Source organism: Candidatus Vicinibacter affinis (assembly GCA_016714365.1).
GTDB lineage: Bacteria > Bacteroidota > Bacteroidia > Chitinophagales > Saprospiraceae > Vicinibacter > Vicinibacter affinis.
The window spans coordinates 67,433-91,677 of the sequence record JADJNH010000005.1 but is presented as its reverse complement, the minus strand read 5'-3'; the positions used below and the strand labels follow the sequence as shown (position 1 = coordinate 91,677).

Genomic DNA, 24,245 nt, shown 5'->3' with positions numbered 1-24,245 from the left:
TAGAATGGATGGCTGTTGCATTAGAACTGTTGCAACTTTTTGAATTTCCAATTGACAAGAGATTTAACTTGTTTTAGTGCAAAGCATTTGAACAGTTCCATATCTGTATGCAAAGTCAAATGTTTAATTTTGTAGGATCGGTCAATATTATGCAAAGACAAAGCAGCCAAAAATTTTCCAGATTATTTTTCTTAATTCGTCAATCGCTGAAAGGCGAGGAGCATGACTATACACAAGGAAGTATTCAGTCTGCAATTGTACTGCTTGCGATTCCCATGATTCTTGAATTGAGTTTGGAATCCGTATTTGCAGTGGTAGACATGTACTTTGTCAGTAAATTGCCAGATAGCCGGGCAGCAGTTGCAACGGTAGGACTTACGGAATCCATGGTCGCTCTTATTTATACCATGGGCATTGGTTTGAGCACAGCAGCCACCGCTTTGGTTGCCAGAAGGATTGGAGAAAAAGACATTGAAAAAGCTTCCCATGCGGGTGCACAGTCAATTATTTTAGCGATTCTGATTTCAGTTATAATGGCCATTTCGGGTTATTGTTATGCGCCAGATTTATTGAGGTTAATGGGAGCTCAGCCGGAAGTAATACACACAGGAACTGATTTTAGTCGCATCATGCTGGGTGGTACTACTGCAATTATATTATTGTTTTTAATCAATGGAATTTTTAGGGGGGCAGGCGATCCGATGATAGCTATGAAAAGTCTGTGGCTTGCGAGTTTATTAAATATTATACTCTGTCCATTATTGATTTATGGCTATGGAATTTTTCCTGAGCTAGGACTTACCGGTGCCGCTGTTGCGACTACTATTGGAAGAACTGCCGGTGTAATTTACCAAAGTTATCACCTTTTCAAAGGTTCCGGTATGCTTAAAATAAAGAGGCATCATTTTAAATTAGATTGGAGTATTCAAAAATCGATCGTATCCCTTGCCTGGCCGGCCACGCTACAATTTTTTATTCAGAGTGGGAGTTGGATATTTCTTGCATTCCTTGTTTCATCAACTGGAAGTACGGATGCCAGCGCGGGTTACCAGATTGCGATTAGAAATGTGGTGTTTTTTATCTTACCGGCATGGGGCTTGTCCAATGCTGCGGCTACTTTGGTGGGACAAAATCTGGGTGCAGGAAACCCAGATCGTGCGCAGAAAAGTGTATTGCTTACTACTAAATACAATGTTTATTTTATGGCAGCCGTGATGATGTTGTTTATCCTGTTTTCTTCCCCAATAATTTCAATTTTTACCAATCAAGAAGAAGTGCATCGGTATGGTGTGTTGGCTTTACAAATTATGGGGGCAGGTTATATTTTTTATGGAATTGGTATGGTGATGATGCAAGCGTTGAATGGAGCCGGCGACACCAGGACTCCTACCTGGATTAATTTCATTGGTTTCTGGTTGTTTCAAATTCCGGCAGCAATTTTTATGGCCAAGATCTTAAACTGGGGTCCGACAGGTGCTTTTATAGCCATTCCATTGGCAGAAACCCTTGTAGCCCTTGCTGCATGGTATTATTTCAAAAAGGGATCCTGGAAGCAAATTAAGATTTAGTTTTTTGATCTTTTTATTATTCTTAGTATTATTAGATGCTTAATAATAAAAATTATTATTTTTTTCAGGAGTCCGCAATTCTCTTGAGCATTTATGTATGTCTACATCCGAATATTCATAAAATGGAAATTTTGGAATCTCAACAATTTTGATGATGGAAATTTTTCTAAAATTTAATTCTGATTGAATCAAATAAAATCCAAAATTTTCAACCCTGTCAAATTTTGCAAGGAAATTTATTGCATACGATTTCTTCAGGAAAGAAGGAAAGTGACCGGGGAAGGAATCGAACCCTCACCATCAGAGCCGAAATCTGATATTCTTATCCGTTGAACTACCCGGCCAGGGAAATAAAAAAGCCTCGCACAACACCCCAAAAAAACCGGAGATCGTTACTGCGAGGCTTGAGTGGGAGCTACTGGGTTCGAACCAGTGACCCTCTGCTTGTAAGGCAGATGCTCTGAACCAGCTGAGCTAAGCTCCCATATAAACTGTAAAATCAATTTTTGGCAACTAAAACCCTAAGTGCTTTTACTTAATCAACAACCCTTTAGTTGTTGACCCAATGGGTTAATTTGGGGATGCAAATATAGGATTTCCCGATTTCTTTTCTCTCCTCAAAATTAAATTTTATTATTTATATATGTAAAATATTCGTTTATAATACATTATAATAAATTCAATCGCACCAAACTCATCTTTCCATTGTTTTCACTGGGCACAATTAGGCTGGTTTCGTTAATTTGAATGGCATCGGTAATCCGGAGATTCAGCTTCGTGTTACTGGTATTCAAAACACTTTTTCTATTGATGCGACCATCGGGAAGTAAGAGATATTGAGAAACCGTGGATTCATTTTTAATTTCATCATTGAACAAGATTCTCAAAAAGGAGCGATTGAAGAAAATGAAAAAGGAAGAATACAATCCATCATCGTCCTGAGAAAATTGTTTCTTCCGAAGAATGTTTTCCCACTGCTTTTCACCGTTTGGCCCAAAGCTCGCTACAAAAATATCTTCAAAATAATAATCCACCCACCTCATGGTCCCCAAACCCGAATTATCCATGGTATTATTGAAATAAGGCCTTCTTGAGAGTTCTTTGCTGTTTTCCATAAAAACCAGACAGGAGCCATCTTCTTTGAAGCATATTTTTTTAATGGCGAAATTCAAAGATGAAACTGAAGATTTTTTACTCTTTCCGGTCCATTCTTTTAATTTTTCTTTATCAAAGGGAATCAATTGGAGCACCTCTCCTACACTCAGATTCTGTATTAAATACCCGGCAGCATATTGCTCACCCTTTTCTTTATATAATCCAGCCAGGTAAATGTTTTTATTGAAATTATTGTAATTTATATCTAGATCATAAACATCGAAGTCTTCTTTTAGTACTACTTCTTTGTTCAGAATTTGATTACCCCTGAAGTCGATTCCCTGTACTTTTATGATGGCCTTATCCCGATATCTTGCCTGTTGACCATCCATCCATAATAAATAAAAATTACCATCATCTCCCAGTGCTGCTTTTTCTACATTTTCATGGTCTGCATCAAAAAGAGCCTCACCGGATTTTGCCAAAAATTCTTCAGGATGAAAGCGGTTGAAGACACAGATCCATTTCAAATTTTTCCTGTCAGTAAAGCTCATGGAAACCCAATGCTGATTGTCTGAACTAATGAGGTTAAACTCAAGCGGGTATTCAATCACTGTTTCGACAGGAAGAATGTGTTCCTGTATCAAAATTCCGTTCTGATCGTAAGTGGAATAAAAAATTTCCACCTTGTTTTCCACCTTGCTCAAATAAAGAATGCCTATGTCATTTCCATGGGTGTAAGTGTCAAGAATGCGCCATTTACGCCCTTTGAGCTCAACATCTTTTTCAACTGTCCAACTCATGTCGGCTCTTAGATTCTGCACGGTAAGTTTGTAAGATTTATCCCTGATCAGGCTTACTTCTTTACCAAAGGGAAGAATGTAATAGGCAAAATCATTTCTCAAATTAATTTCAGGCGAAATCTCAAAATTCTGCCCGAAGACTAAGTTCATGCTCCAGATGAAAACAAAGCTGAATAATTGAAATTGACCGATTTTAGAGATTTGCATTATGATAGAATAGATACTTTTGCAGAGGTTAAGATAGAACGTATGAAACAAAAACCCATCATAGAATGTGTTCCAAATTTTAGTGAAGGTAGGAATCCTGAAATTATTCAACAAATTGCCAAGGCCATAGAAAGTGTGCAGGGAGTAAAACTGCTCAACGTCGATCCTGGTGCATCCACCAACAGAACTGTCATAACCTTTGCAGGAGGACCTGAAGATGTGGTAGAGGCAGCCTTTCAAGCCATTCGGATGGCCTCTCAACTCATAGACATGAGTATGCATAAGGGAGAGCATCCGCGGATGGGTGCAACCGATGTTTGTCCCCTCATCCCTATTTCCGGAATTAGCCTGGCAGAAACCGCCGCTTATGCGAAAGTCCTCGGTGAAAGGGTAGGAAGAGAGCTGGGAATTCCTGTTTATCTTTATGAAGCTGCTGCTTCGGCACCCCATCGTCGGAATCTTGCAGAAATCCGATCAGGCGAATATGAAGGATTTGCAGAGAAAATGAAGCAGGAGGCCTGGAAACCAGATTTTGGACCTGCAGAGTTTAATATAAGAGCTGGAGCAACAGTGATTGGAGCCAGGGATTTTCTAATTGCTTACAATGTAAATTTGAATTCAAAGTCTGTCAGATTGGCCAATGAAGTAGCCTTCGACATTCGAGAAAACGGGCGACCAAAGAGAGATCCGGCAACTCAGAAACTACAAAAAAATGAAACCGGGGAGATTGAAAGAATTCCAGGCTCCTGTCCGGGTGTAAAGGCCATTGGTTGGTATATTGAAGAGTATGGTTACGCGCAAATTTCAATGAACCTGACCGACCTTCAAAAGACACCTTTACACATTGCTTTTGAGGAGTGCAGGCGATCTGCTGACAAATATGGTCTTATAGTCACCGGTTCAGAGCTGGTTGGGCTCGTACCCAGGAAAGCGCTGGTCGATTCCGGGAAGTACTTTTTACACAAACAGAAAAGATCCCTCGGCGTAACAGATGAAGAATTAATCGAGATAGCCATACAATCATTGGGACTTAATTCAGTCTCTGTTTTTGAACCCAATCAAAGAATTATAGAATATATGCTTGAAGAAAAAAAATCGCCGTTGGCAAACTTAACCCTAACGAAATTTGTCGAAGAGACCGCTTCAGACAGTCCTGCTCCGGGTGGTGGCTCTGTAAGTGCATATGCTGCTTCAATGGGTGCTGCGTTGGCCACCATGGTGGCTAATCTCACCGCACATAAAAAGGGTTATGAAGAAAGATTGAGCTATTTCTCAGAAATTGCTGCACAAGGAATCCAATTGAGCCAGGAACTTCTGCAATTAGTGGATGAAGATACTGCCGCATTTAATATGATCATGGAAGCATTCCGTCTGCCAAAACTAACTCCGGAGGATAAAAAGGACAGAAAGAAAGCCATCAAAAAAGCTACCATTATTGCCATTGAGGTACCTCTCAAAACCATCAAACTGGCCAGCAAGGCATTGCCATTAGCGAAAGCTATGGTAGAAAACGGCAACCCTAATTCAATTTCGGATGCAGGTGTTGGGGCCTTGTGTTTAGAAGCCGCCATAAAAGGTGCTGCGCTGAATGTAAAGATCAACGCATCCGGACTGGAAGACCAGGAAATGAAAAAGAAATACTTTGAAGAAGCGGATGCTCATGTCTCGGCGGCAACACAAGAGACAGCAGCAGTTTTAGCGTTGGTAAATGATTTTATCAGTAAGTCTTAATTGTCTTGACCGATTTGAAACGAATTTCCCTTCATTCTTAAAATTCTGTAATAACTGGGATTAATTTTTGTCCTTTAGTTTGTAGGACTTTTTCAATAATAAAACCAATACCCTTTCATTTTGCCAAGACTATTGACCTCCAGTGTCGGAAATGGAATTTTAAAAATATTCAGTATTCGAAGAGCTGATTTCAGATAAGGATTTTTTACAGGAATTTTTCTCAGGTCTAAGTCGAATGAAAGGAGGTATTGTGAATAGCGGGGATAGATTACAGGGTCCAACTTTCTGGTAGTTCCATCAAGGTCCGTCCATTCATTGTGATACCCTCCGTATAGGTTTTGTGCCCCATATCCAATGGCGATGTTCAGGAATCGGGGCCAGTAATTCTTTTGGGATACGCTCCAATTAAAAGGATTAAAGCTGAGCCAATATGTCTGACCGTTGTAATCCTTTAACAACCGTTCTCCCAGGCTCTTACCATATAAATTATCGGCTCTGGACTGAAGGTCAGGGATTCTGGAATATTTTAACCGGTTGGACGAAAATTTGAGATAAATTTTTTGTTCTCGCCATAACGATTCTTGAACCAAAAAAATTCCGGAACCGATGACATTGGCGGCCATATCAGGCCACGAAAAACCCCATTTGGGGCTAAAACCATCAAAAACCTCAATGGTGGACTGAAACAGCATAGAAATCCCTACACCGTAATACATTGCCTGACGATTATTCATGCCGGTCCATCGGGCACCCTGATAAATTAAATCACTTTGAAAATACCCATTGTACACATGTCCCAGTTTATCCATATGCCGCCATTCCTTCCAGTCATTAAAAAATCGGAATTTTCCGGGATTTTGATTTTGGTACCAGGCATAATACAGACCGGCAGAAAAAACCGCATAGCTTAACCCTGTGAATCCACCGGCGAGATAAACCCTGCTTTTTGTAAGACTGTCTGCAGGTTTTATAAATATGTTTTTAGAAGATTGGGCACCCAGACTGCAAACAGAAAGAATGAACATCAAAATGATCATTCTCTGTACAGGGAACAATTTATTCATACTAAAAAAAAATCCGCAGCAAGTCCATTGCTGCGGATTGAATTCAGATTTTATCACCTGATATTATAATTAATAACGGTAGTATTCCGGTTTGTAAGGACCTTCTTTTTTTACCCCAATATAACTTGCCTGATGGTCTTCAAGAGTTTCCAGTTCGACACCGATTTTATTTAGATGTAATCTGGCTACCTGCTCATCCAAATGTTTTGGCAAGGTGTAAACTTTATTTTCGTAGCTGCCATGGTTAGACCACAATTCCATTTGCGCAATTACCTGATTGGTAAATGAATTCGACATTACAAACGAAGGATGTCCAGTTGCACATCCCAGATTCACCAGTCTTCCTTCTGCAAGAAGGATGATGTCTTTACCATCTACGGTATATTTATCGACCTGAGGTTTGATTTCAACTTTAGTATTTCCAAAATTGGTATTCAACCAGGCCACATCAATTTCATTGTCAAAATGGCCGATGTTGCAGACTACTGTTTTGTCTTTCATCAATTTGAAATGACGTCCCACCAGGATGTCACGGTTTCCAGTTGCAGTTACCACGATGTTGGCTAATTTCACGGCATTGTCCATTTTAAGGACCTGGTAACCGTCCATAGCGGCTTGTAGCGCACAGATAGGATCAATTTCAGTAACTATGACGCGGCACCCTGCACCTCTAAGAGAGGCAGCGGAGCCTTTGCCCACATCACCATATCCTGCCACCACTGCTACTTTTCCGGCCATCATTAAGTCAGTAGCTCTTCGTATTGCATCTACACAAGATTCTTTGCAACCGTATTTATTGTCAAATTTAGATTTTGTAACAGAGTCATTGATGTTGATGGCGGGCATGCTTAGGGTACCTTTTTGTACTCTTTCATAAAGTCTCAATACACCCGTAGTGGTCTCTTCAGAAATTCCTTTAATCCCTGCAATTAATTCCGGAAAACGATCCAAAACCATATTGGTAAGGTCTCCTCCATCATCGAGGATCATGTTAAGTGGCTGACCATCTTTAAAAGCAAATAAAGTCTGCTCGATGCACCAGTCGAATTCTTCATTGTTCATTCCCTTCCATGCATATACCGGAATCCCCCTGGCAGCAATTGCCGCAGCGGCATGATCCTGTGTAGAGAAGATGTTACAGGAAGACCAACTTACTTCTGCACCAAGCTCGATCAGTGTCTCAATTAAAACAGCCGTCTGAATGGTCATGTGAAGACATCCTGCGATTCTTGCACCACTGAGGGGTTTCACTTTACCATATTTTTCTCTAAGAGACATCAGACCCGGCATTTCAGCCTCGGCAAGTTCGATCTCTTTTCTTCCCCAATCTGCCAGATTAAGGTCTTTCACTTTAAATTTCAGTTGATTAGCAACTTGTTCCATTAATTATTTATTTAATTTTTGCAAAGTTAGTTAATAAATATCAGTCCCTATTTAACCGATCGTGTATATAAAGGATTGAGGATTAATTTGGTTGTAATTATTGGTCGCTTTCTTAAAGAGGTTAAAGAAGATTTTTAATAATTTTAGCGTGCTGCTCATCTTATTTTGATAATAAATATCCTGCGGATACAGCTATTAGACAAACCAACACACTTAATACAGCATATCCCAATGCCAATGCCCAATCCCCGTTCTTGATGAGTAAAAAATTTTCAAAACTAAAAGTAGAAAAAGTGCTGAAACCACCACAAAATCCAACCATTAGCAAAGTGCGTATCCATTCTTTTTCCGGATTGGAAATATAGCGCGACATCAGGAAACCCAGGAATAATGAGGCCAAAATATTTATGAAAAATGTAGGGACCATAAAATACTTTGGATTGGAAAATTGAATCATGCCTATAAGATACCGGACACAGCATCCTGTTCCACCACCCAAAAAAACAAATAGTAAATGATGTGAATTCAAGACTTCATTTTTATAACAGCAATCCTTTTGGACTGCGTTTAACCAAAAAGTGAATAACAGCTGAGAAGGTACATCCCAAAACAAGGATCATCACCAACAAATTAAAATTACCCAGTTCAATCAAGCTGAAAGTCATCATGATTACGATTGTATTTACGGAGATCAATAATGAAGTTGCCTGAAGGTGATTCATGCCCAATGAAATCAAAACATGATGTATGTGTTGTTTGTCGGGTGTAAATGGAGACCTTCCATTGAAAATCCGTATAATAAATACACGGAGGGTATCGTACAATGGAATAAATAAAATGGCAATGGTAAAGGCCGGTGCAGAAATTATTTTAAGTTCTGAAGGTTCCATGGTTTTGTTGACCTCAATAAAACTGATGGCAAGGATGGCACATATGGTTCCTACCAGCATGGATCCAGTATCCCCCATAAAGATTTTTGCAGGACTGATGTTGAATTTCATAAAGGCAATCAACGAACCTACCAATGCAAACGAAATAATACTGAGCACAACCTGATCAGTTTCCTTAAACCAATATCCCAGTGTAACGCATATTAAAACTCCCGTACTGGCACAAAGTGTGTTGATGCCGTCTATTAAATTGAATGCATTGATGATCACTAAAATGGTAAACAAGGAAAAGATGATACTGAACCACATAGGAAGTTCTTGTATTCCAAATATTCCATAGAAGCTCGATATTCTGATATTTGCTTTAAAAACCAGTATAGCCGCCGCGAAAACCTGACCCAGCATCTTTTTATAAGGGGTGAGCGGTAAAATATCATCTTTTGCGCCCACCAGAAATATAATTACAAAAGCACAGAGTATGTATTGCAGGTTTCCAAATACCTGAAAAGGAGTCCATAGTATGATGCTGAACAATACACCGGCAAAAATACCTATACCTCCCAGTGTTGGAATACTCTTACTGTGAGAGGTGCGTTCTCCTGGTTCATCTGTAAGTTTTTTAACTTTAGCAATGTTAATGATCGACGGAATGGCGATGTAGGTAAGTATAAAAGCGGTTAAAAAACAAAGTATGATCTGGTACATAATCCCAATTAGGATCAACAAAGATCGCAAATATTATAATTATTTATATATATTATTTTAAATTGTGCGGATCGACCGAAAGTTATTGGATCACGAACCTTACCAACCTGATAATTAAGTTAACCAAAATGGAAAACAAAACCATCGTTGTTATGGGAAAGTAAAAACTAAATCCTTCTTTTTTGATGTAAATGTCACCTGGCAGGTGACCAATCCATTTTAGATAAGGACCAAAAAAATAAACTAACAGAGCGGCAACCAACAGTAAAATGCCCGTTATTGCAAGCCATTTGGCAAGTTCGGGGTTCATTTCATTCTACTTTTTTAGCATTGAATTTGTTCATCGCATTGGACATCCCTTCGGCACAAAAGCTAAGACAGGTATCTGCGCAGAGGCTCAAAATTTCAGGCATTTTGGCAGCTTCTGATTCAGACCATTTGCCCAGAACATAATTCACCTGACGTCCTTTTGAAAAATTAGCCCCAATACCTACCCTTAATCGGGGATACTGATTGGTGGACAATTGCAGGTCTATATCTTTAAGTCCATTATGACCACCATCAGAACCACCTGACCGGAGTCTTATGCTGCCAAAATCAATGTTCAAATCATCCAGGACTACTATTAGATTGGTCAGTTCCAGTTTTTCTTTAGTCATCCAGTATCGCACAGCCTTTCCACTCAGATTCATATAGGTAGTAGGTTTGATCAGGATGAGCTGATGTCCTTTATGTTTGACAACTGTCCGGTGGCAGTGAGTATCCGGATTCCAGGCAGCCCCGGCAACTCTGGCCATTTCATCAACAACCTCAAAACCCACGTTGTGCCGAGTTCCGAAATAATCGACATGCATATTCCCCAAACCGGCAATCAGAAACTTCATTTATAGATATTTTTTGCAAATATAGGATTCAAAAACCAGCGTTTCAATTTCCGCTTTATTCTCATCTTTGTTTGTGATGGGGCAAAATTTTAAGGAAAGCGTTATTTTTTTAAGCAAATGGAATCTTCGCAAAGCCATCAATGCCTTCAAAGTCTGGTTTTCATTCAAGGTTTCCAAATTGGCCGGAAGGCCGATTCATTGGGGGATGCCGATAACAGTGGCCATTGAGCCGACTACTGCTTGCAATTTAAGATGCCCGGAATGTCCCAGCGGATTGCGTGCTTTCACACGGCCTACCGGTAATCTTAAGTTGGAACAATTCAAGGAATATCTGAATCCTTTGAAAAATCATTTGTCCAATCTGATTTTTTATTTTCAGGGAGAGCCATTTATCAATCCCGATTTACTCGCCATGGTCCGGCATGCACACCACCTGAATATTTACACTTCCAGTTCTACAAACGCTCATTTTTTGGACGAGGATACCTGTGAAAAAATAGTGCACAGCGGACTTGACCGATTGATCCTTTCCATTGATGGAACTACCCAAAGTAGTTATGAGCAATACAGAATCGGCGGAGACCTCAACAAAGTCTTAGAAGGAACTAAAAATCTCATTGCTGCCAGAAATAGACTAAAGTCAAAAACTCCTTTTTTGGTTTTTCAATTTTTAGTAGTGAAACACAATGAACATGAAATCGAAGATTTGAGGACTCTGGCCGGTGAATTGGGCGTTGATAAAGTCGAGCTAAAAACAGCGCAGGTTTATGACTTTGTAAATGGATCAGAACTTATTCCTGAGCAGGAAGTTTACAGTCGGTATCAGAGAATAGCAGATGGTACCTTCCAAATTAAAAATCCCATGCACAACGAATGCTGGAGAATGTGGCAGGGGTGTGTGATTACCTGGGATGGGAGAGTGGTTCCATGTTGTTTTGACAAAGATGCCGAGCATCAACTTGGAAGATTGAGTGGCAATGATTTTCTTTCCATTTGGCGTGGAGAGAATTACAGAGAATTCAGACAAAGCATTCTTGCCGGGAGAGATCAGATTGACATTTGCAGAAATTGTACAGAGGGGACTAAGACTTCCTAAACAATTTCCACTTCCACCAAAGTTTAATAAAAAAGGTGCAGTTATAAGCCGCACCTTTTTAAGATTTAACTGATCAAATGATTAATCATCATCTGGTCAGAATAATTTTTTTCGTTGTTTTAGACTTGCCGGATTTATACTCCATGAAATAAATTCCATCGGAGTAATTATGTAAATCAAGATTTAAGTTTTTCTCACCCTGCAAGGTTTTTTCCATCATGGTTTTACCATTTAAATTTTTCAAACTCAGCACAGCTCCAGAAGTACTACCCTGAACTTCAATATTTACTATCAACATCCCTTTGGTAGGATTTGGGAACGCAGAGAGCAATATTTCCTTCTCAGGGTTTTCAGTAGCAACCGGACCCACTAATATTTGAAAATTCTCAATACCCAACCAGCCTCCTCTTCCGTCATTCAGGGTATAAGAAAAGCCATCGTAGTAATTGGAAGAGCCATTATGCGTATAGCTCAGGCGATTGTCATCGATGTCTTTCTGGGTAAAAGTACTTCCATAAACCAGTGCATTTCCATTCAATTTAAGTTCACCGAAATTTGGTATGTACACAAGAGTGTAGACAAGATCATTGGCCACATTGTCTTTGTCAGTACACAACAACAGTTGATTGTCCACTCCTTTGGTTTCACCAACCTGTAGTTTGAGCGGGCCGTTGTTAATGAGCGACGGAGCCTCTACAGTGAGGTCAGCACAATATTGCAAGGTAAAGTTTTCCAATTGGCCTGACCTAAAGGTGTTTTTAGCAATGATCTCTAATTTCCAATCACCTTTAAGATCTTCTCCAATCAGCTTACTGAGGGGTTCGAATGGTCGCATTCTGGTTCCTCGTGTAGGAGGGCAGGTAAGTCCAACCGGAGATTCGTCATCAAAGCTGCAATCAAAATCCAGGGTAACTGCACAGTTGTAGTTGAATAAATTAACTTTGGTTCCGGCTGGGCTGATCAGATTAATGTTGATATCCCTGACTGCATCTGCCCGGATCTGTAAGCCATTTACATTCATATCGGAAAGTCTTCCTGAAAAGGCAATCGGGATGGCTGATGTATAAGTACGATTTGGGAAAAGACCAATTGGATTGCCGGTATAAGGCTGGTCGATACAGGATTTGTTCTTAGTTTGGAAAACAAATATTTCAGAGGATCCACCTTCCCCGCATAAATTAACAGGTATTAAACGCCAATAATATAAAGTATTTTCTTTCAGTAAAACTGGTAACCTAAGACTGTCCGTAAAAACAAACTGTTCGGAATACAAAATGGTATTTCCAAAGGCTGGCGAAGTGGCCAATTCAAAATGGTATGAATCAGCATTGTCACTTTTTTTCCATCGGAAAAGGGGAGTTTCAGTCAACCCTCTTTCGCTTCTGAAAGGTGATAATAGAGCGCCATCCGTGAAATCATTTTTAATGGCATTAACCTTCAATTCATCCCTCAAAGTATCTCCTGCAGGTGTAACAGCAGCAATTACTAAATTCAGGCTTGACTTGCCGGTCAGGTTTCTTAAATCGATGGATAAATTAGTATCATCATTTGGTCCTAAAACTGGGCTGCTGAACTGATAGGTAGATCCTGCCGGAAGACCGCTTTCGATGAACAAATTAATGTTGCCACTGAATCCTCCAAAGGCACAGGATCTCACGGTAACATTCAGGATTTCAGGAAGACATAATGTGGCCACATTTGGACTTACACCCATGCTTACCTTTGGGGTGGTACTTTCGATAATCAAAATATCCGCATCGGAAATGTCAAAAAAGATGTGGTCTGCCGCTCTGATCCAGATTCTCACCCTGATGTTATTACCGATGTCCGGAATGTCCACCAGTTCGCTACCGTCGTTGTCTGTATTGGCTTTTAAAAGGATGGGGTTATTGTATTCCCGACCTTTAAACATCAGAATGTCAACTTTTTGGCAGTTGACCGGGGCCTCATTGGTTTTATTCACATTCCATTTAATGGTGTTACAGGTATTTTTTACCAGACGGTCTGAGGTAAGATTAGGAAACTTAACTTCAAACGGTCCTGCATTTTCGGAAACTTTTAACTTGAGTAATTCATAGGAGCTGCCCCCGGCACCAGGATGATTGTCGCGAACTACAAAACGAAATTTAAGGTCTCTGGTATTTTTAGGGAGGGCCTCTCTGACATCCACATTGTCAAGATTTATAATTGAGTTCCATTGTGGAATCGTACGATTAGGGCTTGATCCAGGGAAAAGAACTCTGAAAAGTGGGCCATTTTCAGATACATCACCTAACAAATTACCATAAGAGCCATTGTCAAATTGCTCCCAACCGTAAGTCAATGTGGTGTCTTCCAAATCAGAACCACTACCTTTTAGTTCGAAAGGTGTCTGGACAGGCAGATACAAGCCTTGTTTTGTTAAAATAGTTGCCGAAGGATAGGTATTGCCTACTTCTTTTTTAACACCGCAGGACATAGCCCGTGTGAATCCAATTACCTGCTCCAAAGAATTGGTGTGAAAAAAGTTGGGGTGTGGTAAGTTTGAAGATTCAATATTGAGGTTACCACAAAGGCCGCTATAGGACATTATAGTTGTCCCGCTGCCAGGTTCATATCTGGTGCCGCTTTCATTGCCATTGCAATTCGAAAAAGTGTGGGAGGCACTGAATTGATGGCCCATTTCATGACAAAATATTCTCAGTGCTACATAGGCTACATCGGTTGTATACCAACAAGTAACGCCGGCAGCTTTTCCGGAGCTGGCACAAACGGAACCTAACGAAGCAACACCCCCTACATCTGAGCAAGATATGTTGAAAACATGTCCATATTCATAAAACCCGGGTGTAATGATCGGATTGACAACCCCTGGGTTTTGACTTAACAATGACCTACCCATTCCATCATTGTCGTATGGATCGTTGTTAGGATTAAGGAAAACTATTTTATCGTTGTTTGCGCACAAATTGATGTGGATGCCAAAATCTTTTTCATAAACTGCATTTGCATAAGTCAAGGCATCTGCCATTTTGGCCAGAGCAGTTTGGACAGATCCTCCTCCAAGGTTGGAGGCCATACCCCATTCGCCGGTACAAGCCAAGGCAATCCGATAAGTATGCAGGATTACAGGCTGGGCACTCACCACTGAGGCTGCCAGGGATTGATTTTGTCCTTCTTTTGTTTTATTATGGTTTTCGAAAACGACCCTGCCGCCTTCGCCACATGCCAGGGAAAGTCCTGAAGGATCCACAATGATATCTTTGGCCCAGTATACCCCAAAATGGTTAGGGTTGCCTTTGACCAAGGGTTCAATTATTATATCTCCCTGGTCGGTCAGGATGTATGCTTTGAGTTCGGAATCAGTCATGAACAATCTCATATAATTTGACCCGTCGCTGCCTTTGTAGGTCTTGATTTCAGGATATTTGGCTGCTAATTCCGGTTCCATGACAGGAGATTCCATCACATGGAAGGTACGTAGACTTCCATCCGGCATTGGTAAGGAAACTGCCATAGTACGTCCATTTTGATTTTCAGCCGGAGCTTCCGCCAAAATACTGGCTCTAAGCGATTTAAAATTAATTTCAAATTGCTTGTACTGCTGAATAGAGCGCCATGAAGGGCTCAATTGTTCAGTTGGAAGGAGGCTTTGGAATTCCGAGTCAAGTCTCCAAACCGGTTTCTGTGCTACCAAACTGAATGAAGCAACTAAGAAAGTGAAACTCAGTAGTAAAAATTCTTTTTTCATGAAGGCGGTTGATTTTCTGCAAAAATAGGAATTATGTAACGAAACAAGGCTTTACTGACCTTTATCCAGGGGTAAAAGTCTCCATTGTCCATTATGTAACGTTTAAGCACTTAAAAAGTGGCAACAAATGCCAAAAACTTTTGGTTGACTGTTTTAGATTTCAGAAGTCGCTTACGAAGTTTAAGTAAAAACTTTATCAGAACGGATTAGGCCAAAGAAATCCACAAAACTGCCATATTGGCATAATAACTCATTATGGTATGGTTTGTGACACAATATTCGCTCCCATACTCCGTAATATCCATTAATTTTGCCTCCTTATTTAATTCGAACAGATGTTTAATTTTCTTAAAAAAGTTTTTGGGACCAAGCAGGATCGTGATGTAAAAGAATACAATCCCAAAATTCAATTGATTCTAAATTATCAGCAAGAATATTCCAATCTCAGTAATGATGATTTAAGGAACAAGACTCTTGAATTCCGTTCCCGCATCAAGGAATATTTGGCGCCAATAGATGCCAAAATTGACCAATTGCGCGAGCAGGCTGAAGCCGAACCAGACATCCATACTAAAGAGGATATTTTCAACGACATTGATCGCGAAAGAAAAGAGCGAGACGGCATGATTGAGGAAATCCTTCGGGAGATATTGCCGGAGGCTTTTGCTGTAGTAAAGGAAACTGCCTATCGTTTTACCAACAATACCACCCTCGAGGTTTCTGCAACAGATCGTGACCGTGACCTTTCTGTTTCCAGGTCTTACATTAATCTGGATGGAGACAAGGCCTATTATTCAAACAGCTGGTCTGCTGCGGGAGGTGAAATTGTCTGGAACATGGTCCATTATGATGTTCAGTTGATCGGTGGTATGGTGCTGCATGACGGAAAGATTGCCGAGATGGGAACCGGAGAAGGAAAGACTCTGGTGGCCACCCTACCCGCTTACCTGAATGGATTGTCCGGTGAAGGTGTGCACATCGTTACCGTCAATGATTATTTGGCCAGGAGAGACTCCGAATGGGTTGGACCTATTTTTGAATTTTTGCATCTGAGTGTGGATTGTATAGATAAGTACAAGCCCCATTCACCGCAGAGAAAGAAGGCGTATGAATGTGACATCATCTATGGCACCAACAATGAATTTGGATTCGACTACCTTAGGGACAATATGGTGCGGAACATGGATGAGAAAGTCCAGAGAAAGCATCATTACTCCATGGTAGATGAGGTGGACAGTGTATTGATCGATGATGCCAGAACTCCTTTGATCATTTCAGGTCCGGTGGATATAGATGAGGAAAGTGAAGAATACAACAAACTAAAACCCAAAGTAGAAAGACTGATCAGTGAGCAAAGGAAATTGCACAATCAGTTTCTCACAGATGCGCGGAAATTAATTTCAGAAGGCAAGACAGGATCCGCAGAGGGTGAGGGTGGATTGGCTTTATTCAGGGCATACAGAACCCTTCCTAAGTCCCGTCCACTTATTAAGTTTCTCAGTGAAGATGGCATTAGGAACATACTTCAGAAAACGGAGAACTTCTATATGCAGGAGCAGAACCGCAACATGAAGGTGGCAGATGAGCCTTTGTTGTTTACCATAGACGAGAAAAATCGTCAGGTCGAACTTACCCCGCGGGGGGAGGATTTTATGGCTACCGGAGAATCAGAACCTTCCTTTTTTATCATTCCGGATTTGGCTGAGTCCCTTCATAAAATTGATTTGGATGAAAGTCTGAAGAAAGAGGAAATTACTGCGCAAAAAGAAAAAATACTCAATGAGTTTGCTATTAAATCACAGCGATTGCATTGCGTCAGTCAGTTACTAAAAGCCTATACTTTATTTGAGAAGGACGAAGAATATGTGGTGTTGGATGGTGAAGTAAAAATTGTGGATGAAGGCACCGGTCGTATGTTGGAGGGCAGAAGATATTCCGATGGGTTGCACCAGGCTTTGGAAGCAAAGGAAAATGTGAAAGTAGGAGAACTGACTCAAACCTATGCAACCGTAACCCTGCAGAATTATTTCAGGATGTACCATAAGCTTGCCGGTATGACCGGTACGGCAGAGACTGAGGCGGGTGAGTTTTGGCAGATCTACAAACTGGATGTGGTGGTAATTCCAACCAACCGACCGGTTGTCAGAGACGACCGGGAAGATCTGGTGTATAAGACAGCCCGTGAAAAATTCAATGCAGTCATTGAGGAGATTGAAAAATGCACCCATGAAGGAAGGCCGGTTCTGGTGGGTACCACCTCGGTGGATATTTCAGAAAAACTGGCCAGAATGCTCCAGCTTAGAGGAATCGCTCACAGCGTTCTCAACGCCAAACAACATCAGCGTGAAGCAGAAATTGTTGCAGAAGCCGGTAAAGCAGGAAAGGTTACCATTGCTACCAACATGGCGGGTAGAGGAACGGACATTAAAATTTCGGATGAGGTGAAAAAGTCCGGCGGACTTGCCATCATTGGTACTGAAAGACATGAATCGCGAAGAGTTGACCGTCAGTTAAGAGGACGGGCAGGCCGACAGGGAGATCCAGGATCTTCGCAATTTTTTGTGTCTTTCGAAGACAATCTGATGCGATTGTTTAATTCAGATCGGATCACCGGAATTATGGATAAACTAGGCCATAAGGAAGGAGAGGTGATGCAGCATTCCATGGTAACCAAATCCATCGAAAGAGCTCAAAAGAAAGTGGAGGAAAATAATTTCGGGATGCGTAAGCGACTCCTGGAGTATGATGATGTAATGAATATCCAGCGTGAAGCCATTTATAAAAAGAGAGATCATGCACTTTATGGTGAGCGTCTTGCAGTTGACCTGAGCTATATGTTTAACTCTACACTGGATGCGCTGGTAAAGAATGCAAGATCATCGGGTGATCTTGAATCATTCATCAATGATTCGATCACCATGTTTGGATTTGAACCAGAGATCGATGCAGCATTTTTTAATGAGTCGCCATTGGCGGATTTGCAAAATGAATACCACAAACAGTTTTTTGCACATTACGAAAAAAAGGAAGGGCAGATCAAAGAAATTCTGTTTCCACACATCACCGATGTTTACAAAAATGAAGGTCACAGGTATCAGCGGATTGTAGTTCCTTTTGTAGATGAATTAAAGGAGCCACTTCCAATTTCAGCAGAATTGGAAAAAGCAGTGAAGTCCAAAGGATCCAGCATCATGCGGGACATTGAGCGATCCGTAGCACTGAGCATTCTGGATACCAATTGGAAAGAGCATCTTCGCAACATGGACGAGCTCAAGGAATCTGTACAGGCGGCATCCTTTGAGCAAAAAGACCCATTGGTGATTTATAAAATGGAGGCTTACAAACTATTTGAGATGTTGGTCTTCAAGATGAATCAGGACATCACCTCTTATCTGGCAAAAGGTAAATTGATGATCACAGTGAATCAGGAAGTAAAGGAGGCACGACCTCAAAGTACTGATCTCAGCAGAGTCAGAACCAATAAAAGTCAAGAAGAGGAAAGAGCACGAAGAGCGGCCGAACAAGCCGGAAGAGAATCAATTCCACAAATACAAACAGTACGAAACAGTGGGCCAAAAATTGGGCGAAATGATGTGTGTCCTTGTGGCAGTGGAAAAAAATATAAGAATTGTCATGGAGCAGGATTGGGTTAGGTAAATTAACGTGAGAACGATTTAAAAATTTAAGCTTATGAAGTATCTGTTGATAGTAGTGGTGTTGATCACTTTGATGAGCAAACAGGGGAATGCTCAGGCAAAAGTGCAGATAAATGCTGACCCATCCATTTCCGCCATGATGAATCAATACCTAAGGATTAACAAAAGCATCACCCACATCTCTGGTTGGAGGATAACGGTAATTACCACAGTCGATCGCAGGCAGATGGAAGCAACGAGAATAGAATTTCAAAAGCAATTTTCTTTTCCGGTAAAGTGGGAATACAAAGAACCTTATTATCATTTAAAAGCCGGAGCTTTTTTGAACAGGAATGATGCTGCATCTGCATTGGAAAATATAAAAAAGAAATTCAACTCCGCTTTTTTATCCATCGATAAAATTCAATACAATGAGCTTTAGAAATTGTTGAATCTAATGAAGCCAAATTGCGCCTAAGCAGTCATAAAATTTAATTAAATCATCCTTGAATGATAAGAACGGTAAGAAATGCTCAGTATGATTGGATGATCATTGGCATATATCTGAGCCTTATTATCATTGGTTGGTTCAGTATTTATGCAGCCACTTATACCTATAGTGAGAATACTAATTTTTTAGATTTATCAGTTCCTATTACCAAGCAGTCGGTTTACATTGCAATTGCACTTTCCGTATTTATTATTACCTTATTTATTGATATCAAATTCTGGCATACGTTTGCTTATATATTTTATGGGATAAGCATTTTTTTATTGCTAATGGTGTTGATAGTGGGCTCAGAAATCAAAGGAGCAAGAGCCTGGTTTGTAATAGGAGGATTTTCCTTCCAGCCGTCAGAAATAGCTAAGTTTTGTACTACGCTGGCAGTGTCAAGTTACCTCTCCTACTACAAGGTAAATCTTAAGACAGGCATATACCAATGGATTGTGGTTGGGATTATTTTTGCGCCTGTGTTTTTCATTTTATTGCAACCGGATGCAGGTTCTGCCATTACTTTTTTATCACTCTTTATTTTACTTTTTATTGAAGGATTTAATCCACTTTATTATATCTCAGCAATATTACTTTTTTTATCTTTTGTTTTTTCCATCTTATTTCCGCTGAACCAGGTAATCATGGCCATTATACTGGCAGCAATTGGATTCAGCTGGTTTAATTTTAGAATTTTCAAATATCATTTTGTCTTGTTGGGTATTCTGTTGATCAGCTTGATTTATGGATTTTATTTTATGAAGCTGGATTATATGATTTATGTTGCCTTATTATTTCTTGCCATCAGTCTAGTTCTGTTGTGGCGAAACAGACAAGAGAAGTTGTCACTTTTTTTACCACTGGCAGTTGCAGTACTTTATGGTTTTTCTTATTTCTCCATTAATTTATTTAATGGTTTGGAGTTGCATCAGCAGGAGCGAATCAAGGTTTGGTTAAAGCCTTCAGAGTGCGATCCCAGAGGCTCCCTGTATAATCTGTTGCAATCCAAAGTTGCCATCGGATCGGGAGGAACCCTTGGCAAAGGATTTATGAATGGCAACATGACCAAGTTAAAATTTGTTCCGGAGCAATCCACGGATTTTATTTTTAGTACCATCGGTGAGGAGCAGGGATTTTTCGGAAGTGTCATCGTGATATTATTATTTGTGATACTTATTTGGCGGATATTGAACACCTGTGAGCACATGACCAATCGCTTCGCTTCTTATTTTGGATTGTCGCTGGCGGGATTTTTGTTTATACATGTTTTAGTAAACATCGGTATGACCATGGGGTTGGTTCCCATAATTGGGATTCCATTACCCTTTATCAGTAAAGGAGGATCATCATTGGTTGGATTTTCCTTAATGCTGGGCGTATTTATTAGAATGCAATCCAGATCTGCATGACAGGATTTAATTTATTGCATGAGGATTCTACCAGTCGTGCGAGGGCTGGCGAAATTCAGACCGATCATGGTTTGGTTCATACACCGGTATTCATGCCGGTGGGTACTTCTGCTACTGTAAAGGCAGTCCATCAGCAAGAGCTTGCCGCTGTGGTGAAGGCTGAGATTATCCTTGGGAACACTTACCATTTGTATCTGCGTCCCGGTCTTGAAGTGATTGAAGCAGCAAGAGGACTCCATCAATTTATGAATTGGCAAGGACCCATCCTGACAGACAGTGGTGGATATCAGGTATTTTCTCTGAGTGCCCGCCGAAAAATCAAACCTGAAGGGGTTACTTTTCAATCACACATAGATGGCTCAAAGCATATTTTTACCCCTGAATCTGTGGTAGACACCCAAAGAATACTTGGTTCAGATATCATGATGGCTTTGGATGAATGTCCACCCTATCCATGTACCAGGAAGTATGCTGAAAAATCTTTAAAAATAACCAATGACTGGTTGATTAGGGGAATTGAGCATTTTAAGAATACCGCAGCAAAATATGAACAGGAACAAATATTCGTACCTATAGCGCAAGGTTCTGTATTTGATGATCTCCGAAAAGAATCGATATTGTTTAACAGTCAATATTCCAACCCAATTTATGCCCTAGGAGGGTTGTCTGTAGGAGAACCGCAAGAAGAGCTGTACAGAATGGTGGCTTTGTCCACAGAGTTTATGCCTCGGCAAAGCGCACGTTATCTAATGGGGGTAGGAACTCCTGCCAATCTCTTAGAATGCATTGGACAAGGCATAGATATGTTTGATTGTGTCCTGCCTACCAGAAATGCCAGGCACGGCATCATCTATACTACCCGTGGAATCATCCATATCCGAAACCAAAAATGGAAGACTGATTTCAGTATGATTGATGATGGCCTGGAGGTTCCAACAAGTAACTTACACAGCAAGGCTTACCTGCGACATTTGTTTATGGTCGGAGAAATACTTGCTGCACAAATAGCAAGCATTCAAAATTTAAGTTTTTATACCTGGTTGATGAGGGAGGCACGCAAACAGATCCTGTTAAACAATTTTGACTCCTGGAAGAGAGAAATATTGATCACCATAAATCAAAAATTGTAATGAACCTGAAAGGCTTCGGCCTGTCGATTTTGGATAAGTATATACTTGGTAAATATGTGTCAACTTTCATATTTACAATGGCCATTTTATCGCTCATAGCCGTTGTATTTGATGTTTCAGAAAGAATTGAAAAATTTATTTCTAAAGATCTCGGGTGGTGGCAGGTGACCCGTGATTATTACTTCAATTTTATTCCCTGGATAAATTCACTGTTGTTCCCATTGTATTCGCTCATTACCGTCATATTTTTTACTTCACGGATGGCTGACCAGACCGAGATCATTCCAATGCTCAGTTCGGGAATTTCTTATAGAAGATTTCTCAGACCATTCATCATCGCGGCCACTTTTTTTACACTTATACACTTGTTGGGTAATCATATCGTAGTTCCCAGGGGAAATAAGATTCTTAAGGACTTTGAAAACACCTATATCAAGACTTCCAACATTTACTCCAAGGACCGCAATGTTCATTTATTTGTCGAGCCTCAGGTGGAAGCTTTTATTTATCTCTTCAACGTATCGGATTCCTCAGGGAGTAATTTCCAATTGAGAAGACTGGAAGGATCCAGGGTGGTACAAATTTTAACCGCCAAGACCATCCGATGGAAGAGTCCACCGCACATCTGGACGCTTGGTGACTATGAGGTCAGGACGCTGGAAGACAGCACAGAAAAGTTTGATGTTTATCAAGCTAAATTTGTTGATACTTCTATCAATTTACTGGTTTCCGATTTTGTCATTCTCAAAAACAGGAAGGAAATGATGCGGACCCCAGAATTGAGTCAGTTTATAGACAGGGAGAAAGTGAAGGGCTCAGGCATTACAGGTCCGTATGAGGTAGAAAAGCACCGGCGAACGGCAGATCCTTTTACTTCCTTGATATTGGCAATAATTGGGACCTGTATTGCGTCAAGAAAGGTGAGAGGTGGTCTGGGGCTTCATCTGGCAGTTGGGGTAATTTTGGGGGTGGTGTTCATTTTTTTGTCTAAACTATCCCTCACTTTTGCCAATAATGAAGTTATTCCTCCATTGTTAGCTGTTTGGATACCAAATATAATATTTTCTTTTGTGGCATTTTATACATATAAAATTGCGCAAAAGTAAAATTGCGATGGGATATTGTGAAAAATTGAAAATTTCAATATTTAAGTGAACAATAATTTATTTAAAATTCTGTAATGCATTACGATCCTGTAAATCAATCCGGTAGATGAATTTAAGGAAATTAATATTTTTTTAACATATTTTTGTTTAACCAAATGCCCTTAATAATTAAACAGAATCATATATTTGTAAAAAATTAGCAACATGTCGACGTTAGAGTTCTATACATCTTTTGACAAACAATCGCAGACACTTCACAACTTTGCCTTTAGTCTCACCAGAGATTCAGAGGATGCGAAAGATCTATATCAGGAGACTGCCTTTCGTGCTTTATCGAACAGGGACAAATTTCAACCTGGAACAAACTTTAAGGCATGGTTGATCACCATTATGAAGAATATCTTCATTAACAATTACCGCCGTAAGGTTAAAGGTGGAATTGTAAATGACAACAGTGAAAACCAGTACTATCTCAATTCAATCAATAATTCAATTTCCAACAGTGCTGAATCAGACATCATGATGGATGAGCTGAACGGAATGGTGGAAAGTTTGGATGATTCCCTCCGCATTCCTTTTCTCCGTTATTTCCATGGGTTTAAATACCAGGAAATTGCCGACGAACTGGAGCTTCCACTAGGTACTGTGAAGAGCCGAATATTTTTTGCCCGTAAGGCTTTGAAGAATATGATTGCCCAGCACTACAAGGGCTATGAGGATATTGCGATAAGGGAGAATTAGTTTAATTAGAAAATTAGTTAATTAGCTAATTAGCTAATTAGCTAATTAGCTAATTTTCTAATTAGTTACTGTTCGATTCATACCCTTCAGGTAGTGTATCTCTAAATAAACAATAAATAGATTTAGTATTTACAATTATTAAATTAGTTGGTCATCAATTTAGTTTGGAGTTGTGGGTGTGTGGTTATTTATACTCCCTATATTTTGACATGATTTCAATTGAAATCAAATGCTTTTTGAGATAGGCAGAATCGGCTGAGTAACTTCCTTTTGAGGGAAATAAAACCTCAATCGTTGGAACGAACCAGCCATTAAGATGCGGGAAAGCGTTTTTTAGGCCTGTCTCGCCTTTCCCCGAAAGGTCATCACCTTTTGGTTGTAAAAGGAAATTATTTTCATAAAGGAATTCCCAACTCACACGCCCTCTTGCCATTATATCTGGTGAAAGTTTGGCGTCAAGAAGTGCGGCCCTAAATTCCGATTTCACATGTTCATCTGTGCAAACTTGTTCTACAATGTCGCCCCATTGGAAAACCCTGTTATTGCCTTCCATGTAGCTGTTGAATTGTCCATCT

18 protein-coding genes and 2 tRNA genes are annotated in these 24,245 nt (G+C 40.2%); 9 read left to right on the top strand and 11 right to left on the bottom strand.

The genetic code is table 11. The annotated features are described in order from the left end of the window. Positions 1–149 precede the first annotated feature (149 nt). On the top strand, positions 150–1,568 hold the full coding sequence (locus IPJ53_00740) for an MATE family efflux transporter (protein ID MBK7797614.1): 1,419 nt from the start codon (positions 150–152) through the stop codon (positions 1,566–1,568). A 271-nt stretch (positions 1,569–1,839) separates the two neighbouring features. On the opposite strand, the gene IPJ53_00735 is transcribed toward IPJ53_00740, so the two are convergent. From IPJ53_00735 to IPJ53_00725, 3 genes are all read right to left on the bottom strand, one after another. Continuing rightward, positions 1,840–1,912, bottom strand: a tRNA-Arg gene (locus tag IPJ53_00735). A 65-nt stretch (positions 1,913–1,977) separates the two neighbouring features. Next, positions 1,978–2,052 (bottom strand) — tRNA-Val (locus tag IPJ53_00730). 184 nt (positions 2,053–2,236) lie between these two features. Continuing rightward, the gene (locus tag IPJ53_00725; GenBank protein ID MBK7797613.1) at positions 2,237–3,616 is read right to left on the bottom strand and encodes a hypothetical protein; all 1,380 of its coding nucleotides are present in this window, start codon (positions 3,614–3,616) and stop codon (positions 2,237–2,239) included. A 99-nt stretch (positions 3,617–3,715) separates the two neighbouring features. On the opposite strand from IPJ53_00725, the gene ftcD reads away from it, so the two are divergent. Further along, the gene (gene ftcD, locus IPJ53_00720) at positions 3,716–5,404 is read left to right on the top strand and encodes a glutamate formimidoyltransferase (GenBank protein MBK7797612.1); all 1,689 of its coding nucleotides are present in this window, start codon (positions 3,716–3,718) and stop codon (positions 5,402–5,404) included. Between the two features lie 92 nt (positions 5,405–5,496). On the opposite strand, the gene IPJ53_00715 is transcribed toward ftcD, so the two are convergent. The 6 genes from IPJ53_00715 to IPJ53_00690 form a co-directional block, all read right to left on the bottom strand. Next, entirely contained in the window at positions 5,497–6,468 is a 972-nt protein-coding gene (locus IPJ53_00715; GenBank protein MBK7797611.1) for a DUF2279 domain-containing protein, read from the bottom strand. A 69-nt stretch (positions 6,469–6,537) separates the two neighbouring features. After that, positions 6,538–7,851 (bottom strand): adenosylhomocysteinase, encoded by a 1,314-nt coding sequence (locus IPJ53_00710; GenBank protein MBK7797610.1) that lies wholly within the window; start codon positions 7,849–7,851, stop codon positions 6,538–6,540. A 160-nt stretch (positions 7,852–8,011) separates the two neighbouring features. Further along, positions 8,012–8,380 carry a CrcB family protein gene (locus tag IPJ53_00705; protein MBK7797609.1) on the bottom strand — a complete coding sequence of 123 codons (369 nt, stop codon included), beginning with the start codon at positions 8,378–8,380 and terminating at the stop codon, positions 8,012–8,014. Between the two features lie 10 nt (positions 8,381–8,390). Further along, the gene (locus IPJ53_00700; GenBank protein ID MBK7797608.1) at positions 8,391–9,446 is read right to left on the bottom strand and encodes an undecaprenyl/decaprenyl-phosphate alpha-N-acetylglucosaminyl 1-phosphate transferase; all 1,056 of its coding nucleotides are present in this window, start codon (positions 9,444–9,446) and stop codon (positions 8,391–8,393) included. Between the two features lie 82 nt (positions 9,447–9,528). Next, the gene (locus IPJ53_00695; protein ID MBK7797607.1) at positions 9,529–9,756 is read right to left on the bottom strand and encodes a DUF2905 domain-containing protein; all 228 of its coding nucleotides are present in this window, start codon (positions 9,754–9,756) and stop codon (positions 9,529–9,531) included. Position 9,757: 1 nt separating this feature from the next. Then, positions 9,758–10,330, bottom strand: a complete 573-nt coding sequence (locus IPJ53_00690) for an aminoacyl-tRNA hydrolase (protein MBK7797606.1) — start codon at positions 10,328–10,330, stop codon at positions 9,758–9,760. Positions 10,331–10,406: 76 nt separating this feature from the next. Here IPJ53_00690 and IPJ53_00685 point away from each other — a divergent pair, with 76 nt between their 5' ends. After that, positions 10,407–11,426 carry an SPASM domain-containing protein gene (locus IPJ53_00685; protein ID MBK7797605.1) on the top strand — a complete coding sequence of 340 codons (1,020 nt, stop codon included), beginning with the start codon at positions 10,407–10,409 and terminating at the stop codon, positions 11,424–11,426. An 88-nt stretch (positions 11,427–11,514) separates the two neighbouring features. Here the strand turns inward: IPJ53_00685 and IPJ53_00680 are convergent, their stop codons facing one another. Next, complete coding sequence (locus IPJ53_00680; protein MBK7797604.1) at positions 11,515–15,156, bottom strand: T9SS type A sorting domain-containing protein; 3,642 nt, start codon at positions 15,154–15,156, stop codon at positions 11,515–11,517. 335 nt (positions 15,157–15,491) lie between these two features. On the opposite strand from IPJ53_00680, the gene secA reads away from it, so the two are divergent. The 6 genes from secA (at position 15,492) to IPJ53_00650 (ending at position 23,670) form a co-directional block, all read left to right on the top strand. Then, positions 15,492–18,809 carry a preprotein translocase subunit SecA gene (gene secA / locus IPJ53_00675; protein ID MBK7797603.1) on the top strand — a complete coding sequence of 1,106 codons (3,318 nt, stop codon included), beginning with the start codon at positions 15,492–15,494 and terminating at the stop codon, positions 18,807–18,809. Positions 18,810–18,846: 37 nt separating this feature from the next. Further along, positions 18,847–19,233, top strand: coding sequence for a hypothetical protein (locus IPJ53_00670; GenBank protein MBK7797602.1), 387 nt, complete (start codon positions 18,847–18,849; stop codon positions 19,231–19,233). A gap of 68 nt (positions 19,234–19,301) precedes the next feature. Further along, on the top strand, positions 19,302–20,693 hold the full coding sequence (locus tag IPJ53_00665) for a rod shape-determining protein RodA (GenBank protein MBK7797601.1): 1,392 nt from the start codon (positions 19,302–19,304) through the stop codon (positions 20,691–20,693). Next, positions 20,690–21,823: a tRNA guanosine(34) transglycosylase Tgt gene (gene tgt, locus IPJ53_00660; GenBank protein MBK7797600.1), complete on the top strand. Its 1,134-nt coding sequence runs from the start codon at positions 20,690–20,692 to the stop codon at positions 21,821–21,823. The genes IPJ53_00665 and tgt overlap by 4 nt, the downstream gene beginning before the upstream one ends. Beyond that, positions 21,823–22,929: an LptF/LptG family permease gene (locus IPJ53_00655; GenBank protein ID MBK7797599.1), complete on the top strand. Its 1,107-nt coding sequence runs from the start codon at positions 21,823–21,825 to the stop codon at positions 22,927–22,929. The genes tgt and IPJ53_00655 overlap by 1 nt, the downstream gene beginning before the upstream one ends. A 204-nt stretch (positions 22,930–23,133) precedes the next feature. Beyond that, on the top strand, positions 23,134–23,670 hold the full coding sequence (locus IPJ53_00650; GenBank protein MBK7797598.1) for an RNA polymerase sigma factor: 537 nt from the start codon (positions 23,134–23,136) through the stop codon (positions 23,668–23,670). 184 nt (positions 23,671–23,854) lie between these two features. On the opposite strand, the gene IPJ53_00645 is transcribed toward IPJ53_00650, so the two are convergent. Next, positions 23,855–24,223 (bottom strand): hypothetical protein, encoded by a 369-nt coding sequence (locus IPJ53_00645; protein MBK7797597.1) that lies wholly within the window; start codon positions 24,221–24,223, stop codon positions 23,855–23,857. Between the last annotated feature and the right edge of the window lie 22 nt (positions 24,224–24,245).

Bases quoted from the DNA above. Each gene is read 5' to 3' on its own strand.
- IPJ53_00740 (MBK7797614.1), top strand. From the start codon at position 150: ATGCAAAGACAAAGCAGCCAAAAATTTTCCAGATTATTTTTCTTAATT.
- IPJ53_00725 (MBK7797613.1), bottom strand. From the start codon at position 3,616: ATGAACTTAGTCTTCGGGCAGAATTTTGAGATTTCGCCTGAAATTAAT.
- ftcD (MBK7797612.1), top strand. From the start codon at position 3,716: ATGAAACAAAAACCCATCATAGAATGTGTTCCAAATTTTAGTGAAGGT.
- IPJ53_00715 (MBK7797611.1), bottom strand. From the start codon at position 6,468: ATGAATAAATTGTTCCCTGTACAGAGAATGATCATTTTGATGTTCATT.
- IPJ53_00710 (MBK7797610.1), bottom strand. From the start codon at position 7,851: ATGGAACAAGTTGCTAATCAACTGAAATTTAAAGTGAAAGACCTTAAT.
- IPJ53_00700 (MBK7797608.1), bottom strand. From the start codon at position 9,446: ATGTACCAGATCATACTTTGTTTTTTAACCGCTTTTATACTTACCTAC.
- IPJ53_00695 (MBK7797607.1), bottom strand. From the start codon at position 9,756: ATGAACCCCGAACTTGCCAAATGGCTTGCAATAACGGGCATTTTACTG.
- IPJ53_00690 (MBK7797606.1), bottom strand. From the start codon at position 10,330: ATGAAGTTTCTGATTGCCGGTTTGGGGAATATGCATGTCGATTATTTC.
- IPJ53_00685 (MBK7797605.1), top strand. From the start codon at position 10,407: ATGGGGCAAAATTTTAAGGAAAGCGTTATTTTTTTAAGCAAATGGAAT.
- IPJ53_00680 (MBK7797604.1), bottom strand. From the start codon at position 15,156: ATGAAAAAAGAATTTTTACTACTGAGTTTCACTTTCTTAGTTGCTTCA.
- secA (MBK7797603.1), top strand. From the start codon at position 15,492: ATGTTTAATTTTCTTAAAAAAGTTTTTGGGACCAAGCAGGATCGTGAT.
- IPJ53_00670 (MBK7797602.1), top strand. From the start codon at position 18,847: ATGAAGTATCTGTTGATAGTAGTGGTGTTGATCACTTTGATGAGCAAA.
- IPJ53_00665 (MBK7797601.1), top strand. From the start codon at position 19,302: ATGATAAGAACGGTAAGAAATGCTCAGTATGATTGGATGATCATTGGC.
- tgt (MBK7797600.1), top strand. From the start codon at position 20,690: ATGACAGGATTTAATTTATTGCATGAGGATTCTACCAGTCGTGCGAGG.
- IPJ53_00655 (MBK7797599.1), top strand. From the start codon at position 21,823: ATGAACCTGAAAGGCTTCGGCCTGTCGATTTTGGATAAGTATATACTT.
- IPJ53_00650 (MBK7797598.1), top strand. From the start codon at position 23,134: ATGTCGACGTTAGAGTTCTATACATCTTTTGACAAACAATCGCAGACA.
- IPJ53_00645 (MBK7797597.1), bottom strand. From the start codon at position 24,223: ATGGAAGGCAATAACAGGGTTTTCCAATGGGGCGACATTGTAGAACAA.